The following is a 16,840-nucleotide window of genomic DNA, read 5'->3' on the forward strand; positions in this document are numbered from 1 at the left end:
GGGGAAACGCGATGTTCACCAACAAGCTGAAACAGCAATGGGCCGGGGGACGCGCCGCGATCAACGGCTGGCTGTCCATCGGCAATGCCTTCACCGCCGAGATCATGGCGGCGCAGGGCTACGATTCCGTCACCATCGACGCCCAGCACGGCGCGCTGGATTACGGCGCCGTGCTGCCGATGTTGCAGGCGATGCGGGCCTCGGGCGTCACGCCCATGGTCCGCGTGCCGTGGCGAGAGCCGGGCGCGATCATGAAGGCGCTGGACGCGGGCGCGCAGGGCATCATCTGCCCGATGGTCAACTCGGCCGACGAGGCCGCCGAATTCGTCAGCTACATGCGCTATCCGCCGCATGGCCAGCGCAGCTTCGGCCCGACCCGCGCCGCTGTCGCCTATGGCGGTTATGGCGCGGCGGCCAATGATGAGGTGCTGGCGCTGGCGATGATCGAGACGCAGCAGGGCATCGACAATCTGGACGCCATCGCCGCGACGCCGGGGCTGGACGGCATCTATATCGGCCCCGCCGATCTGACGCTTGGCACGCAGGAGGGCCGTCTGGCCCCCGGCTTCGACCGCGAAGAGCCCGAGATGATCGAGCTGATCCAGCGCATCCTTGCCGCCTGCAAGGCCAGGGGTATCCGCGCCTGCCTGCATTGCGGCACGCCGGATTATGCCGCGAAGGCCATCAGCTGGGGTTTCGATCTGACGACCGTTTCGGGCGATTCGCGCCTGCTGGCGGCAGCCGCCGCCGCCTCGGTCGCGACATGGCGCGACCTGACCGGGGCGGGCACCGCGCCGGCCGGGCAGAAGGGGGGATATTGATGACCCATCTTCTGGTCGCCGGCAAACTCCACCCCGCGGGCGAGGCGCTTTTGCGCGATCTGGCCGCTGCGGGAACCATTACCTATGACTATGTCGAAGAGGTGTCAGAACCCTCCTATGCGCCGCTGATCGACAGGGCCGATGCGCTGGTCATCCGCACCCAGCCGCTGTCCGCCGCGACGGTGGCGCAGGCCGGGCGGCTGAAGGTCGTCTCGCGCCATGGCGTGGGATATGATTCGGTCGATGTCGCGGCGCTGGACCGGCGCGGGATCGCGCTGACCATCGTCGGCGATGTGAACTCGGTCTCGGTGGCGGAACATGCGATGATGCAGCTGCTGGCCGGGGCCAAGCGGGCGCTGCGCGCCGACCGCGCCGTGCGCGACCCGGGCCAATGGGGCTGGCGCAACCGGCTGGAGCAGCAGGAGATCAGCGGCAAGCGCCTGCTGATCATCGGCTATGGCCGCACCGGCCAGCGCCTTGCCCGCATGGCCGCAGGCTTCGAGATGGAGGTCCGCGCCCATGACCCCTGGCTCTCGCGCAAGGGCTGGCCCGCAGGTCCGGTCGATGAGGCCGCCGATCTGGACCAGGGGCTGGCCTGGGCCGATTGCATCTCGATCCATGTGCCCCGGGCCGACAGGCCGACATTGGGGGCCCGCGAAATCGCGCTGATGAAGCCCGGCGTCATTCTGGCCAATACCGCCCGCGGCGGCGTCGTCGACGAGGCCGCGCTGGCGGCGGCGCTGGCATCGGGCCATGTCGGCGCGGCGGGGGTCGATGTGTTCGACGACGAGCCCCCCACCGGCAATGCGCCGCTGCTGGCCCATGACAATGTGGTGCTGTCCCCGCATATCGCCGGGCTGACCGCCGAATGCGGCGAACGCATGGCCATCGCCTCGATCCGGAACGCCCTCGGCTTTCTGGACGGAACCATAGACCCGGCCCTTGTGGTCAACCGCGAGTCCCTCCATGCCTGACAAACCCGTCCTGCGTATCGGCCTGATCGGCACCGGCTTCATGGGCAAGGCCCATGTCTTCGGCTTTGCCTCGGCGCCAAAGGTGTTCGACCTGCCCTACCGGCTGGAACTGCACACGGTCGCCGACATCACCCCCGAGGCCGCCACCCGCGCCGCGCAAGAGCTGGGCTTTGCCCATGCCACCGCCGACTGGCGCAGCATGGTCGAAAACCCCGAAATCGACGTGATCGACATCACCGCCCCCAATGCCCTGCACAAGGAGATGGCGCTGGCCGCCATCGCGGCGGGCAAGCATGTCTATTGCGAAAAGCCGCTGGCGCCGCTGGCCTCGGACGCGCGCGAAATGGCCGAGGCCGCCGAGGCCGCCGGGATCACGACCCAAGTCGGGTTCAACTATCTGTGCAACCCGATGCTGGCGCTGGCCAGACAGATGATCGAGGCAGGTGAACTGGGCGAGATCCGCGGCTATCGCGGCCTGCATGCCGAGGATTACATGGCCGATGCCGAAAGCCCCTGGACCTTCCGCCACGATCCGGCGGGCGGCGGCGCGCTGGCCGATATCGGCAGCCATGCGCTGGCCACGGCGGAATTCCTGCTGGGCCCGATCACCGAGGTCATGGGCGATTGCGTCACCATGATCGGCCAGCGGCCCGACGGCAAGGGCGGCGCGCACGCCGTCGAGGTCGATGACGTGGGCCGCGCCTTCGTCCGCTTCGCCAATGGCGCGCAGGGATCCATCGAGGGCAACTGGATCGCCACCGGCCGCAAGATGCAGCATGACTTCGAGGTCTATGGCACCAAGGGCGCGCTGGCCTTCACCCAGGAACGCTTCAACGAGCTGCATTTCTACTCCACCGCCGACGCCCCCGGCCGCCGCGGCCTCCGCCGCATCGAGGCCAGCCCCGACCACCCCCCTTACGGCCGCTTCTGCGTCGCCCCCGGCCATCAGATCGGCTTCAACGACCTCAAGGCCATCGAGGTCGCAGGCTTCATCCGCGCCATCGCAGGACGACAACCCGAACCCTGCAACTTCCGCAAAGGCCTCGCCATCCAGACAATCGTCGAAACAATCCAAGCATCAGCAAAAAAACAAAAATGGATGAACGTCGGGCATTGAACCCGCATCCTGCCACTGGCCGCGTCATCGCATATGGCAGACGCGGCCAAAGTCGCATGAGCTGAAATCAGCACTGGCCGACCTGCAATATTCATTGCAAAACTAAGGAGACCCATACCCGCGAAGGAGCCGCCCGTGACCGCGCAGAAGCCGCCCGCTGACTATGAAGGACTGATCCGTCTTATCCATGATCGCCACGATCAGATGAGCAAGACCTATCAGCGGATCTCGGTCTATCTGACGCAGAATCCGAACGATGTGGCGGTTCATTCCGTCAATGCCATCGCCGAACGCTGCGGGATACATGCCTCCAGCTTCGTGCGGTTCGCGCAATCGCTTGGCTATCGCGGTTTCAAGGAATTGCAGGCGCTGTTCCAGCGGCGCCTTGCCACCGCCGCGCCGGGTTTCGAGGCCCGCGTCAAGGCGCTGGAAAGCGAGCTTGATACAACCGGCGAACGGGGCGAGATGGCCAATCTCAGCGAACTCGTCGTGCGCGACATCGCCTCATTGCAAGGGCTGCTGGAAGATGTGGCCGAGGCCGATCTGGCGCTGGCGGCCGATCTGATCTTCAAGGCCGATACGGTTTACCTGCTGGGCCAGATGCGTTCCGCCCCGGTTGCCGATCTGCTGCGCTATGTGCTGACGATGCTGGGCAAACGCTGCATCCTGCTGGACCCGGCGGGCGGGCTTTCGACCTATGTCGCGCGCACGATCAGCGAACGCGACCTGCTGATGGCGGTGTCCTTCCGCTTCTATGCCAAAGAGGTGGTGAACATCGCCGAGGAACTGGGCGAACGCGGCATCGACATCGTCGCGATCACCGACAGCACCCTGTCTCCGCTGGCGAAATCGGCGCGAGTGCTGTTTGCGGTGCCGGAACATGATTACACGTTCTCTCGCTCGCTGGCGGCGCCGATGTGTCTGGCTCAGGCGCTGACGGTTTCGGTCGCCGCGCGCATCCAGCAGGACAAATCGCCGCGTATTCCGACGGTGACCGGGACATAGGATCGCCGGGGCAGGGCCCCACCACCCGGTTCGGCATGAAAAGACCCGAAGCGCCGGGCGCTTCGGGTCGGTGTCGTGACAAGGGGACGCCTTCAGGACGTGCGGGTCCGCGCCTTCTGGCGATAGACATCGGCCACGACGGCGGCGACGATGACCACGCCCTTGACGATTTCCTGATAATAGGCATCCGCCCGCAGGAAGGTGAAACCCGACATCATCAGGCCAAGGATCAGCGTCCCGATCACCGTGCCGAAGATCTTGCCGCGCCCGCCCGCCAGCGATGTGCCGCCGATCACCGCCGCCGCGATGGCGTCCAGCTCGTACATGATGCCCATGCCGGCCTGTGCGGTCTCGGCGCGGGCGGCGGTGACGATGCCGGCCAGACCCGACAGCAGACCCGCCACGGCATAGACCTTGACCAGATGGTTCTGCACATTGATCCCCGACACCCGCGCGGCCTGCGGATTGGCCCCGATGGCATAGGTGTATTTGCCGTATCGCGTATATTTCAGCATGATGTGAAAGATCACGGCGACGGCCAGGAAGATGAAGACCGGCCATGCGCCCGACCCGATCATGGCAAAGCTGTCGCTGGGGAAAGAGATCGGCTGACCCTTGGTGTACCATTTGGCGATGCCGCGCGCGGTCACCATCATCCCCAGCGTGGCGATGAAGGGCGGGATGCCGGTTCGTGCGATCAGCTGACCGTTGATGATCCCGGCCAGCAACCCCAGCCCCAGCCCCACCGCCAGAGGCACGATGACCGGCAATCCGGTCAGGCCGGGATAGACCGCCCGGTCATAACCCGCCGCCTGCGCAAAGCTCATCGCGACCATGGCGGTCATGGCGACGACCGAACCGGAACTGAGGTCGATGCCGCCGGTGATGATGACCTGCGTGACGCCGATGGCGATGATGCCGACCACCGACACTTGCAGGATCATGATGGTCAGGCGCTGCGGGTTCATCAGGAAGCTTTGCCCCTGCATGATCCAGCCCAGCAATTCAAAGGTGGCCGCGACACCGAACAGCACCAGCAGGATCCCCAGATCCTGCGGGATTCCGCGCCGTGGCCGCGAGACGGGTTCTATCTGAACGCTTTCCATGATCGATTTTCTCCTTCCCGGCACCCGTCAGGTGCCTCTCACGGCTCAGCGCGCCGCCAATTCCATGATTTTGACCTGACTGGCTTCGTCCCGGTTCAGGATCCCGGTCATATGGCCTTCGTGCATGACCATGATGCGGTCCGACATGCCCAGAATCTCGGGCAATTCGGACGAGATCATGATCACCGCCAGACCCTGCGCGGCCAGTCGAGAGATCAGCCGGTGGATTTCCGCCTTGGCGCCAACGTCGATGCCGCGCGTCGGTTCGTCCAGGATCAGGATGCGCGGATTGGTCAGCAGCCAGCGGGCGATCAGCACCTTCTGCTGATTGCCGCCCGACAGGTTCTCGATCCGCTCTTCCATATTCGGGGTCTTGACCCGCAGGGTCTTGGACATCCCGTCACACAGGTCGTTGATCCGGCCCTGCTCGACAAAGCCCCGCCGCACCATGTTGTCGCACAGCATCGCCATCTGCATGTTTTCCAGAATCGACAGCTGCAGGAAGCATCCGGTGTCCTTGCGGTCCTCGGTCAGGAAGGCCATGCCGTGACGCATCGCCTGAAGGGGCGTGGTGACGGCGACCTCGGTTCCGTCGATCCTGATCTTGCCCGATGTGGCGGGAACGACGCCGAACAGTGCCTCGGCCACGTTAGAACGGCCCGATCCCACCAGCCCCGCGACGCCAAGGATTTCACCCTTGCGCAGATCGAAGCTGATGTCGTGAAAGGTTCCCTCGACCGTCAGCCCTTCGACCGACAGGATGACATCGCCGATCTCGGCCTCTTGCTTGGGGAACATATCGGTGATCTCGCGCCCGACCATCATGCGGATGATGTCGTCGCGGGTGACCTCGCTGCTGGCATGGGTGCCGACATAGGTGCCGTCGCGGAAGACCGAAAATTCATCCGCGATCTCGAACAGCTCGTTCATCTTGTGGGTGATATAGACGATGCCGATGCCGCGGGCCTTCAGGTCGCGGATGATCCGGAACAGATGCTCGACCTCGGTTTCGGTCAGGGCCGATGTCGGCTCATCCATGATCAGGACTTCCGATTCATGGCTGACGGCCTTGGCGATCTCGACCATCTGGCGCTGCGCGACGGTCAGCAGCCGAACCTCGGCGCGCGGGTCGATGCGGATGCCAAGCCGGTCGAACAGGTCCTGCGTCATCGCGAACATCCGGCCGTGGTCGATGATCCCGATACGGTTCACCGGCTCTCGGCGGATCCAGATATTCTCGGCCACCGTCATATAGGGCATCAGCGCAAGTTCCTGATGGATCATCGCGATACCGCGTTCCAGCGCATCCAGCGGGCCGGTAAAGCTGACATCCTCGCCATTCAGACGGATCGTGCCCTGATCGGGGGTATAGATCCCCGCGATGATCTTCATCAGCGTGGATTTGCCCGCGCCGTTTTCGCCCATCAGCGCATGCACGGTGCCGCGCCGCAGCCGGAACCGCACATCGTCCAGCGCCACAACGCCGGGAAACTCCTTGCGGATGCCTTCTATTTCCAGAAGCGTATCGCCCTGTCTTGCCTTGAACCGGTCGATCGCCGCCATGCTCCTCTCGGAAATCATGTCATTTCCTCCCCTTGCGGAAGGCGAAGCCCTGTCATGTCGCGCCCCGCGCTTTCCGGATCAAAAGGACGGGGACATTTCTGCCCCCGTCCCGTCAGGTCAGTTCTTCGTCTGGAATTCTGCAAGATTGTCGGGGGTGACCAGTTCGAAGGGCACGGTCACAAGCTGCTCGAACGGCTCGTCCCGCGCGATCTTCAGCACCGTGTCCAGCGCGCCTTGCCCCTGACCCTGCGCCGACTGATAGACGGTCACGGCCAGATCCCCTGCCTGCATCGATGCCAGCGCATCGCGGGTCGCATCGACGCCGGCCACGATCACGCTGTCGGTGCCGACCCCCGACGATTTCAGCGCCTGAATCGCGCCAAGCGCCATCTCGTCATTATTCGCGATCACCGCATCCGGTTGCAGCCCCGAGGTGATCCAGTTGGTCATCAGATCCAGCGCCGGAGTCCGCATCCAGTTTGCAGTTTGCGCGTCCAGAATGTTGATGTTGCTGCATTCTTCCGACGCCAGAACCTCTTCGGTCGCGCGGGTGCGGCCACGCTGGCCGGTGGTGCCAAGCTGACCCATCAGGATCACCACATCGCCTTCGCCCTCCAGCAGACGGCAAACTTCGGTGGCTTCCAACCGCCCGGCCTCTTCCTCGTCCGAGCCGACCCAGGCCTGATTGGCGGGGAATTCATCGACACCGGCAGGCAGCATGTTCACGAAGACCAGAGGCACACCTGCCCGGTCCGCGATCCGCGACATGGCGCGCCCGGAATCGGCGTCCACCAGCATCATGATCACGCCATCGACGCCCGAGGCGATGAAATTCTCAAGCTGCGCCTGCTGGCGCGCGATGTCGCCCTGCGCGTCCTCCATCTGGACCTCGACGCCAAGTTCGCCGGCATGGGCCTGAATGTTCTGGCGCAGTACGGTCAGGAAATTGTCGTCGAACAGCGACATGGCGACGCCGATCTTTTCGGCCTGCGCGCCCCCCGCCATCAATGCGGTGACTGCGGCTGCGGTCAGGAATTTTTTCATCTTGGTCTCCTCCAGTTGATCTCGGGCAGGTCACAGCCTGCGGTTCTTGTGCCGACCCGTCAGGGCCGGAGATCCGTTCCACGCCGGTCGCGATCAGGCACAGCGCAGCCATTGCGGGGGCTGTCGCCTCCGCCCGGTGCCCGTTGGCCGGGATGTCACCCTTGCTGATCGTGCCGCCTGCCCGGCGCCCCCCATATGCGGCGATCCCGCGAACGGAACCGCCTGTCTTGCAAGGACCAGACCCGGGTGGCCCGTCCTGCCTGCAACAAGCAATACTGCCTTCGCAACATTTCTGCAATAAAAATTGCTAACAATGATTATGGCAATGATCGCTTGCATATCCCCAAGGCGATCACAACGGCTTCTGACGCCAAGCCACGCCGTCTTTTCCCACAAGCTCAATCAGTTGCAGCGTATAACGGGCTGTGGCCAGCCTGCCTTTGACGGTTGCAACGCCTGCAACAATGCCACCGGCACGGCAAGTATTGGCCCACGCATGATCCTGCAATCGACTGGAATCCGCGAATCGGATGATCCAGTCGCCGCCATATTCGCGCGTTGGGGTATCGGGATCGCCCCATCAGGCGGTCAGGCTGACATCCGTCCAGACGCCGCCCTCTGCATCTGACCGGATGGCCGAGCGGATGAAGCCCACGCCCGATGCGCCTTCGGCCAGCCCCGGATATGCCAGCAGGTCGGCGGGCAATTGTCGCCCTTCGCGGCGGGCTTCGATGGCAATGGCCAGTTCCTCGTAAAGATTACCCCAGGCATCGGACAGCGCCTCGGGATGGCCGCGCGGCATATGGATGAACCGCGACGCATCCGCCAGCATTCCCGCCCCGTGCCCGCGCGAGATGCGGATATGAGGGGCGTCAAAGGGCCGGTGGTGCAAGTATTCAGGATTTTCCTGATCCCATTCCAGCGTGCCTCGCAACCCCGAGATGCGAATGCGCAACCCGCATTGCGCCCCCGCCAGTGCCTGCGAAATCAGGATCGTTCCCGGCACTTCGCCCTGATAGCGGCAGTTGACATATGCCGTATCCTCAAGCGGTTGCTCGGCGCCAAGGCGGTGGAATTCGGCCCTCAGCCGCTCCAGCTTCAACCCCGACACGAACTCGGCCAGATGATGCGCGTGGGTGCCGATATCGGCGGTTGTCGCGGCGCCGCCCACCTTGGCCGGATCCTGCCGCCAGGGCGTTCCCGACCATGCCGACCCCGCTGGCAACAGCGCCATTTCCTGAAAATATTCGGTATGGATCTGGCTGACCGGGCCGATCGCGCCCTCGGCCACCATCTGACGCATCTGGCGCACCATGGCATGAGCCGCGAAGGAATAGGTGACGCCGAAAACCACCCCGGTTTCACGTTGCTTGTCGATCAGCGCCTGAGTCTCGTCCGCCGTATTGACCAGCGGCTTGTCGCAGATGATGTCGATGCCCGCATCCATGAACGCCATCGCGACCGGGTGATGCAGGTGATTGGGCACGGTGATCGCGACAGCCTCGATTCCGTCGGGACGTGCGGCCTCGGCCCGCGCCATCTCGCGCCAGTCACTATAGATGCGATCGGACGCCAGGCCCCATTCGCGGCCCGATGCCTGCGCCACCTCGGGGCGCGACGACAGCGCGCCCGCGACGATCTGCCAACGGTCGGACAACCGCGCACCGCGCGCATGAACGCGCCCGATGAACGCCCCCGCACCTCCGCCAACGACACCCAGCCTCAGACGGCGGGTGATTGGCGGAAACCCCGAATCCAGCATTGAACCGGCCATGATTCCTCCGTGACAGCGGTAGTTGCTGCCAGGATATGAACGCATGCGGATCAGTTTTGCAATGATTATTGCCTGATCGTAAATTTATATATTTATGTTGCGATCATAGGCCGTCATCGGCGCGGCGACCACCCATTCCAAGGCCCATGCCCATCCCCATTCCGCCGCCGCCCATGCCGCCTCCACCGCCTCCGCCGCCCGAGCCGCCGCTTCCGCTGCGGCCCGACCGGTTGCTGCCCTGTTGGCGGGTCGGTCCCTGGCTGGGGATCTGGACATCGGCCGGCACCGGGCCAAGATCCAGCGCCTTGCGGATGAAGTCGCGCAGCGAAGTGACCAGCTCCGATGTATGAATGGGCTGCCCGGCCGCCAGATCAGCGGCGGCCCTTGCCGCCAGCCTGACCTGATCCTCGGTGCCCAGCAGGATGATATCGGACAGGGCCGCCTCGACGGAATCGCGAATGCGGCGGTTCCGGTCCGATCCGGTCAGGGACAGTTCGGCCTCGGGCTCTTCGGCGGCGCGGCGCTTCAGGTCGCCCAGATGGGTGGGGTCCACCAGCAGCTTGCCGGTAAAAGAGCCACCAAGCGCCTTGTAGGCCGCGATCAGGGTCTTCAACCTTTCGTTGATCTGACGGTTCGCGCGTTGCTGCCTTTGCTGAATGGTCAGCATCATCAGCACCCGGATACCCACCCCGACCAGCATGAAGACGGCCAGCCCCAGAAGGCTGAACAGCACTCCCTGCCAAGAGCTGAAATCCATGAAACGCATTTTCACCTCGACTTGCTGGCAACCGGCGGGCGCGGATCGCAACCGCGCATGACTCATCTGCCTTTGAGCACTAATCCGCCCCGGCAGCCAATGATTTATTGCGGATGTCTGCGTCGGTCCGGGTGCCCGGTCAGCCCGGCAGCAGCAGCACCTGCACATCGGCGACATTGGTGCCGGTCGCGCCGGTAATCAGCAGATCGCCCGCCGCCTTCAGCGCCGCATAGCTGTCATTATTGGCCAGAAGCGTCTCAACATCCTGTCCGCTGGCACCGATACGGGCCAGCGTGCCGCCATCGACAATCCCGCCCGCCGCGTCGGTCGGACCGTCGCGGCCATCGGTGCCGCCGCTGAGAAACACCCAATGGTCGGGCAGGCTGTCGCCTTGCAGCGCGACCCGCAGGGCCAGTTCCTGATTGCGGCCTCCGCGTCCCGTTCCGCGCAGTTGCACGGTGGTTTCGCCACCAAAGATCAGCGCGGTCGGGCCGATGGAACCGGCACTCGCGGCGGCCTGAACGATCTGGTCGGCAGCGTCAGTGACATCCCCGACCAGCCTGTCGCTGACGATCCGGGCGGTCCAGCCATCGCCAAGCGCGCGGCGCATTGCCTCCAGCGATATCTCGTTGCTGCCGATCAGATGGTTTTCGGCGGCATGTTGCGGATCGGGCTCTTGCGGGGTCTCCAGCAGATCGCGCACCGCAGGCGGCAGGCGGTCCAGCAGGCCCCGGTCGCTCAGCAAGGCCCGCGCATCGGCCCGGCTGCCAAGCGGCGCGGTGGTCGGGCCGCTGGCGATGGCGCCCAACTCGTTGCCGATCACGTCCGACAGGATCAGCGCGGTGACCGGGGCGGGCGCGGCGTGGCGCAGGAAGCCGCCGCCCTTCAGATCGGACAATTGCTGGCGGATCAGGTTCATCTGGGTGATGCCAAGCCCGCTTTCCAACAGGATGCGGGCAACCGCCTGCTTGTCGGCCAGCGTCAGCGGCGACCGGGGCACCGGCACCAGCGCCGACCCCCCGCCCGAGATCAGCGCATAGACCCGATCATCCGGCCCGGCCTTTTCCAACAGGGCGATGACCTCGCGCCCGGCATCCAGCCCGGCCTGATCCGGTTCGGGATGGCCAGCGGTCAGGATACGGGCGCCGGGTACCTCCTGCGCGTTCTGGTGATGCGTGACCCCCAGCGCCGTCACCGGGCCGGGGATATGGCGCAGGGCCTCGCCCAGCATGGCCGGGGTGGCCTTGCCGATGGCGATGACATAACTGTGCCCGCCCACCACGGTATCGGCGGGCGGATGATCGGCAAAGTGCTGATGCACGGCACGGGCGGGGTCCGCCGCCTCGACGGCGCGGTCGTAAAGCTGCCTTGCCAATGCACGCATATCAGTCACGCCCCCCTCAGCCTGCGATCTGCCGGGCCTTTTCGACCAGCACCTCGGCCTGCCGGATCGAGGCATAGTCGATCAGCCGCCCATCCAGCGACACCGCACCCTTGCCAGCCGCTTCGGCCTCGGCCATCGCGGCCAGGATCTTCTGGGCGCGGGCGACCTCTTCCTCGGACGGGCTCATCACCTCGTTGGCCAGCGCGATCTGGCTGGGATGGATGGCCCATTTCCCCTCGCAGCCGATGACGGCAGCGCGATAGGCGGCGGCGCGATAGCCCTCGGGGTCCGAGAAATCGCCGAAGGGGCCGTCGATTGGACGCAGCCCGTTGGCACGCGCCGCAACCACCATGCGAGAGATCGCATAATGCCACATATCGCCCCAGTGAACCTGCCGGTTGCCATCCCGATCGGGGTCTGTCAGCACCGCATATTGTTCATTGACGCCGCCGATCACCGTGGTCCGGGCGCGGGTGCTGGCGGCGTAATCGGCCACCCCGAAATGCAGGCTTTCATTGCGCTTCGAGGCCGCCGCGATCTCGCTGACATTCTGCATCCCAAGCGCGGTTTCGATGATGTGTTCAAAGCCGATGCGCTTCTTGAAGCCCATCGCATCCTCGATCTGGGTCACGATCATGTCCACGGCATAGACATCGGCGGCGGTGCCGACCTTGGGGATCATGATCAGGTCCAGCCGCTCTCCGGCCTGCTCGACGACGTCCACCACATCGCGATACATGTAATGCGTGTCCAGACCGTTGATTCGAATCGACATGGTTTTCTTGCCCCAGTCGATCTCGTTCAGGGCCTTGATGATGTTCTTGCGCGCCTGTGCCTTTTCATCCGGCGCCACCGCATCCTCAAGATCCAGAAAGATCACATCGGCGTCGGAATCCGCAGCCTTTTGAAACATTTGCGCCTGGCTGCCGGGAACAGCAAGTTCGCTTCGATTCAACCGGGCAGGGGCCTGTTCGATGGGAAAGAAACTCATGGCTGACTCCTTTTGCCGTCAGTGGGAACGTTCGGCTGAATACAGATTGGAAATAATATTTCCTGTCAAGGACGACCATTTTACGAATATTTCGTGCATGGGATGCATCAGTCGCCATCGCTGACAGGACGTCGGCCCGCCAGACGGCTGGAATAATAGAATGCGATGGCCTGTGCGCGGTTCTTGACCGACAGCTTGTCATAAAGGTTCGACAGGTGGAATTTCACCGTATTGGTCGAGATGCCCAGCTCTTTCGACAACTCGCGGTTGGTCAGGCCCTTGGACAGCGCCTCCAGCATGATCGCCTCGCGCCGCGACAGCGACTGGATCGGGTCGCGCTGCAATTCCCGCACATCCAGATAGGGGAACACCATATTCCCCGCCGCCACGGCGATGCAGGTTTCCAGCAGGGTCTCGACCGGACCGTTACGGGCCACGAACCCGGCGGCGCCCGCACCCATGGCCGCGCGGTGGGTATCGCCGCCCTCATCCGCATAGACCACGATGCGCGGCGCGTGATCCTGTTCGCGCAGCACCTCCAGCAGCCTTGCGCCGCCCAGCAGCGGCAGGTTCCAGTCGATGATCCCGACCTGGGACGGAACCCGCATCACCGTCGCCAGAAACCCCTCGGCGGTGGCAGAGGTCGCCACCAGAGAGAATCGGGGATCACGCTCGAAAACCTCGGACAGGGCGGACAGAACCAGCGGATTGCCATCCGCCAGCATGATCGAGACTTTGGGACCAGAACCGCCAGTCATTTGAATTCCTTGCATTTTCGCCATTTCCTACCCATTCGGGCGGGGATCGTTTTGGTATGCAATCGCATTCCCGCCGTAATGGGTGGTAATTTCCCCACCCATATAGATACCCAAAAGCAGGATCAAGTTACGTTGCGGAAATTACCGGCAGATGTGCCGAATAGCGCAGCAATTCATCTTGGAGGAAATCGACCGATGACTGCCGTCACGATCTTCCCGCAGCTTGAGATCCCGCAAACGATCGCCGCCGGGCCCGGCCCCGGCAATACCGATCCGCGGGTGCTGCAACGTTTCGCCAGCGCCGGAGTCGCCGACCATATGCAGGCCGATGTCCTGCGCGGCATGATCGAATGCAAGCTGATGCTGCGTGAAATCATGGGCACCGAAAATATCCACACCTTCGGCGTCGCGGGCACGGGTTGGAGCGGGCTTGACGTGATGTTCAGCGCGGTGATGCCCGGCGACAAGGTGGTGGTGTTCAGCAACGGCACGTTCTCGGGCATCGATGGGCTGACGGTGCGCATGAAGGCCGCCACGGCCGAAGAGCTGGCGGCGAACCCGCTTGATCCGAAACCGGCCTCGGTCACGATCATCGACGTGCCGCATGGGCAATCCGTCACCGCCGAGACCGTCGAGGCCGCACTGGCGCAGCACAAGCCGAAATGGGCGGCGATGGCGCATTGGGAAACCGGATCGGGACGGATCAACGACCTGCGCGGCTTCTCGGACGCCTGCGAGCGGCATGGCGTGATGGGGCTGATCGACGCCGTGTCGTCGCTGGGGGTCGAGGACTTCCGCATCGACGATTATCCCGGCGTGGCCGGCTGGGCCTCTTGTCCGCAAAAGGGCATCTGCTGCCTGCCGCTGACCTATGCGCCGGTCTCGTTCACCGACCGCTATATCCAGACGCTGCAGGCCAGCGGCACCCGCACCTTCGTGCATCACCCGATCCTCGAGGCCCGGCATTGGGGCATCATCGACGGCAAGGACGCCGAAAAGGGCACCTATCACCGCACCCACAGCGCCTATGCCGTCGCCGCATTCCACGAATCCCTGCGCATCCTGTTGCAGGAAACCGTCGCGCAGCGGGCCAAGGATTACGCCTTCCACGAGGCCGCTTTGCGCAAGGCGGTCACGGCGATGGGCTGCAATGTCACGTCGAACATGACCTCGCTTGTGGTGCTGAACCTGCCCGACAATCTGGCGGGACGAGAGGCGGAACTGGTGCAGGCCTGCCGCGCCTCGGGCTTCGGCATCTGGCCGACCCTGTCCGAACCGGTGCAGGTCCGCATCGGCATTCTCAACCTGCTCAATCAGGCGGCGATCACCGATATCGTCACGCGCTTCGGCGCGGCACTGAACGAGATGGGGGCGGGCATCGACATGGGCGCGGTCACCGACCAGCTGGACCGACAATTCGATCAGGCCGTGGCCGCCGAGTAATCGCCCCTGGGGAGGAGCAGAGATGAACATTCACGAATATCAGGCCAAGGAACTGCTTGCCAATTTCGGCGTCGGCGTGCCGCCCGGCGCATTGGCCTACAGCCCCGAACAGGCGACCTATCGCGCCCGCGAAATGGGCGGCAACCGGTGGGTGGTCAAGGCGCAGGTCCATGCCGGTGGCCGGGGCAAGGCGGGCGGCGTCAAGGTCTGCGACAGCGATGACGAAATCCAGGCCGCGACCGAAGCCATGTTCGGCCAGAAGCTGGTCACCCATCAGACCGGCCCCGAGGGCAAGGGCATCTATCGCGTCTATGTCGAGGCCGCCGTGCCCATCGCGCGCGAGATCTATCTGGGCTTCGTGCTGGACCGCGCCAGCCAGCGGGTGATGATCGTCGCCAGCAGCGAGGGCGGCATGGAGATCGAGGAAATCTCTGCATCCCGCCCCGACAGCATCGTCCGCGCCACGGTGGAACCCGCGGTCGGGCTGCCCGAATTCCAGTGCCGCGAGATCGCCTTTGCGCTGGGGATCGAGGCGGGCATGATCCAGCAGATGGTGCGCACGCTGCGCGGCTGCTATCGCGCATTCCGCGAACTGGACGCCACCATGGTCGAGGTCAATCCGCTGGTCATCACCCGCGACGACCGCATTCTGGCGCTGGACGCCAAGATGACCTTCGACGACAACGCCCTGTTCCGGCATCCGCAGATTTCCGAACTGCGCGACAAGTCGCAAGAGGATCCGCGCGAATCCCGCGCCGCCGATCGCGGCCTGAACTATGTCGGGCTGGACGGCAATATCGGCTGCATCGTCAACGGCGCCGGGCTGGCGATGGCGACGATGGACACGATCAAGCTGGCGGGCGGAGAGCCTGCGAACTTCCTCGATATCGGCGGCGGCGCGACGCCCGAACGGGTGGCCAAGGCGTTCCGGCTGGTGATGTCGGACAAGAACGTGCAGGCGATCCTTGTGAACATCTTTGCCGGGATCAACCGCTGCGACTGGGTGGCCGAAGGCGTCGTGCAGGCGTTGCGCGAAAACCCGGTGGATGTGCCCGTCGTCGTGCGCCTTGCCGGGACCAATGTCGAAGAGGGGCAGAAGATCCTTGCCCAAAGCGGCCTGCCGCTGATCCGCGCCACCACCCTGAACGAGGCCGCCGAACGTGCCGTCGGCGCATGGCAGAGCGACAGGAAGAACTATAACAATCTGAGGGCCGTCCAATGAGCATCTTTCTGGATCGCGACACCAGGATCATCGTGCAAGGCATCACCGGCAAGATGGCCCGGTTCCACGCGCGGGAAATGATCGACTATGGTTCGAACGTGGTCGGCGGCGTCGTGCCGGGCAAGGGCGGCGAAACCGTCGAGGGCGTGCCGGTCTTCAACACCGTCAAGGAGGCCGTGGCGAAAACCGGGGCCGAGGCGACGCTGGTCTTCGTGCCGCCCCCCGCCGCCGCCGACAGCATCATGGAGGCCGCCGATGCCGGTATCCGTTACTGCGTCTGCATCACCGACGGCATCCCCGCGCAGGACATGATCCGGGTCAAACGCTATATGTATCGTTACCCGAAAGAGCGGCGGATGGTACTGACCGGCCCGAACTGCGCCGGCACCATCAGCCCGGGCAAGGCGCTGCTGGGGATCATGCCCGGCCACATCTATCTGCCGGGCCATGTCGGCATCATCGGGCGCTCGGGGACACTGGGCTATGAGGCGGCGGCCCAGCTCAAGGAACACGGCATCGGGGTTTCGACCAGCGTCGGCATCGGCGGCGATCCGATAAACGGCTCGTCCTTCCGCGACATTCTCGAACATTTCGAGCAGGATCCCGAAACCCATGTGATCTGCATGATCGGCGAGATCGGCGGCCCGCAAGAGGCCGAGGCCGCCGAATATATCCGCGATCACGTCAGCAAGCCGGTGGTGGCCTATGTCGCGGGCATGACCGCACCCAAGGGCCGGACGATGGGTCATGCCGGGGCGATCATCTCGGCCTTCGGCGAAAGCGCCAGCGAGAAGGTCGAGATCCTGACCAGCGCCGGGGTGATCGTCGCCGAGAACCCCGCAGTCATCGGCGACACCATCGCCCGCGTCATGCAATAGGAG

General features: G+C 64.4%; 16 protein-coding genes. 8 read left to right on the forward strand and 8 right to left on the reverse strand.

Translation table 11 applies throughout. The annotated features are described in order from the left end of the window. The first annotated feature begins 11 nt into the window (after positions 1-11). From JHW40_RS18545 to JHW40_RS18560, 4 genes are all read left to right on the forward strand, one after another. The gene (locus JHW40_RS18545; protein WP_090610842.1) at positions 12-821 is read left to right on the forward strand and encodes an HpcH/HpaI aldolase family protein; all 810 of its coding nucleotides are present in this window, start codon (positions 12-14) and stop codon (positions 819-821) included. Further along, the gene (locus JHW40_RS18550; RefSeq protein ID WP_090610843.1) at positions 821-1,795 is read left to right on the forward strand and encodes a hydroxyacid dehydrogenase; all 975 of its coding nucleotides are present in this window, start codon (positions 821-823) and stop codon (positions 1,793-1,795) included. Before JHW40_RS18545 ends, JHW40_RS18550 begins: the two co-directional genes overlap by 1 nt. Next, positions 1,788-2,912, forward strand: coding sequence for a Gfo/Idh/MocA family protein (locus JHW40_RS18555; RefSeq protein WP_272849118.1), 1,125 nt, complete (start codon positions 1,788-1,790; stop codon positions 2,910-2,912). Before JHW40_RS18550 ends, JHW40_RS18555 begins: the two co-directional genes overlap by 8 nt. Positions 2,913-3,116: 204 nt before the next feature. Further along, positions 3,117-3,917, forward strand: a complete 801-nt coding sequence (locus JHW40_RS18560) for a MurR/RpiR family transcriptional regulator (protein ID WP_419182485.1) — start codon at positions 3,117-3,119, stop codon at positions 3,915-3,917. A 92-nt stretch (positions 3,918-4,009) separates the two neighbouring features. Here the strand turns inward: JHW40_RS18560 and JHW40_RS18565 are convergent, their stop codons facing one another. The 3 genes from JHW40_RS18565 to JHW40_RS18575 all read right to left on the reverse strand — a co-directional run bounded on the left by JHW40_RS18565 (position 4,010) and on the right by JHW40_RS18575 (position 7,630). Further along, a complete protein-coding gene (locus JHW40_RS18565) occupies positions 4,010-5,023 on the reverse strand; it encodes an ABC transporter permease (protein WP_090610846.1) in 1,014 nt (337 codons plus the stop codon). Between the two features lie 45 nt (positions 5,024-5,068). Then, positions 5,069-6,604, reverse strand: a complete 1,536-nt coding sequence (locus JHW40_RS18570) for a sugar ABC transporter ATP-binding protein (RefSeq protein ID WP_090610847.1) — start codon at positions 6,602-6,604, stop codon at positions 5,069-5,071. Positions 6,605-6,703: 99 nt separating this feature from the next. Next, a complete protein-coding gene (locus JHW40_RS18575; protein ID WP_090610848.1) occupies positions 6,704-7,630 on the reverse strand; it encodes a substrate-binding domain-containing protein in 927 nt (308 codons plus the stop codon). Between the two features lie 246 nt (positions 7,631-7,876). Between JHW40_RS18575 and JHW40_RS18580 the strand changes: the two genes are divergently transcribed. Beyond that, on the forward strand, positions 7,877-8,074 hold the full coding sequence (locus tag JHW40_RS18580) for a hypothetical protein (RefSeq protein WP_139208113.1): 198 nt from the start codon (positions 7,877-7,879) through the stop codon (positions 8,072-8,074). Positions 8,075-8,210: 136 nt separating this feature from the next. Here JHW40_RS18580 and JHW40_RS18585 read toward each other — a convergent pair whose 3' ends face one another. The 5 genes from JHW40_RS18585 to JHW40_RS18605 all read right to left on the reverse strand — a co-directional run bounded on the left by JHW40_RS18585 (position 8,211) and on the right by JHW40_RS18605 (position 13,294). After that, on the reverse strand, positions 8,211-9,404 hold the full coding sequence (locus tag JHW40_RS18585; protein WP_090610849.1) for a Gfo/Idh/MocA family protein: 1,194 nt from the start codon (positions 9,402-9,404) through the stop codon (positions 8,211-8,213). Between the two features lie 103 nt (positions 9,405-9,507). Continuing rightward, complete coding sequence (locus JHW40_RS18590) at positions 9,508-10,170, reverse strand: hypothetical protein (RefSeq protein ID WP_090610916.1); 663 nt, start codon at positions 10,168-10,170, stop codon at positions 9,508-9,510. A gap of 130 nt (positions 10,171-10,300) precedes the next feature. Beyond that, positions 10,301-11,545, reverse strand: coding sequence for a glycerate kinase type-2 family protein (locus JHW40_RS18595; protein WP_090610850.1), 1,245 nt, complete (start codon positions 11,543-11,545; stop codon positions 10,301-10,303). 16 nt (positions 11,546-11,561) lie between these two features. Continuing rightward, positions 11,562-12,536 (reverse strand): HpcH/HpaI aldolase/citrate lyase family protein, encoded by a 975-nt coding sequence (locus JHW40_RS18600; RefSeq protein WP_090610851.1) that lies wholly within the window; start codon positions 12,534-12,536, stop codon positions 11,562-11,564. Between the two features lie 107 nt (positions 12,537-12,643). Beyond that, positions 12,644-13,294, reverse strand: coding sequence for a response regulator transcription factor (locus tag JHW40_RS18605; RefSeq protein WP_419182483.1), 651 nt, complete (start codon positions 13,292-13,294; stop codon positions 12,644-12,646). Between the two features lie 195 nt (positions 13,295-13,489). On the opposite strand from JHW40_RS18605, the gene JHW40_RS18610 reads away from it, so the two are divergent. From JHW40_RS18610 to sucD, 3 genes are read left to right on the forward strand one after another with little or no spacing between them, the layout of a single operon-like run. Next, positions 13,490-14,737: a pyridoxal-phosphate-dependent aminotransferase family protein gene (locus JHW40_RS18610; RefSeq protein WP_090610853.1), complete on the forward strand. Its 1,248-nt coding sequence runs from the start codon at positions 13,490-13,492 to the stop codon at positions 14,735-14,737. Positions 14,738-14,759: 22 nt separating this feature from the next. Then, complete coding sequence (locus JHW40_RS18615; RefSeq protein ID WP_090610854.1) at positions 14,760-15,959, forward strand: malate--CoA ligase subunit beta; 1,200 nt, start codon at positions 14,760-14,762, stop codon at positions 15,957-15,959. Continuing rightward, positions 15,956-16,837 carry a succinate--CoA ligase subunit alpha gene (gene sucD, locus JHW40_RS18620; protein ID WP_090610855.1) on the forward strand — a complete coding sequence of 294 codons (882 nt, stop codon included), beginning with the start codon at positions 15,956-15,958 and terminating at the stop codon, positions 16,835-16,837. Before JHW40_RS18615 ends, sucD begins: the two co-directional genes overlap by 4 nt. Positions 16,838-16,840: the final 3 nt, after the last annotated feature.

The organism is Paracoccus alcaliphilus (assembly GCF_028553725.1).
In the GTDB taxonomy this organism is placed as follows: domain Bacteria; phylum Pseudomonadota; class Alphaproteobacteria; order Rhodobacterales; family Rhodobacteraceae; genus Paracoccus; species Paracoccus alcaliphilus.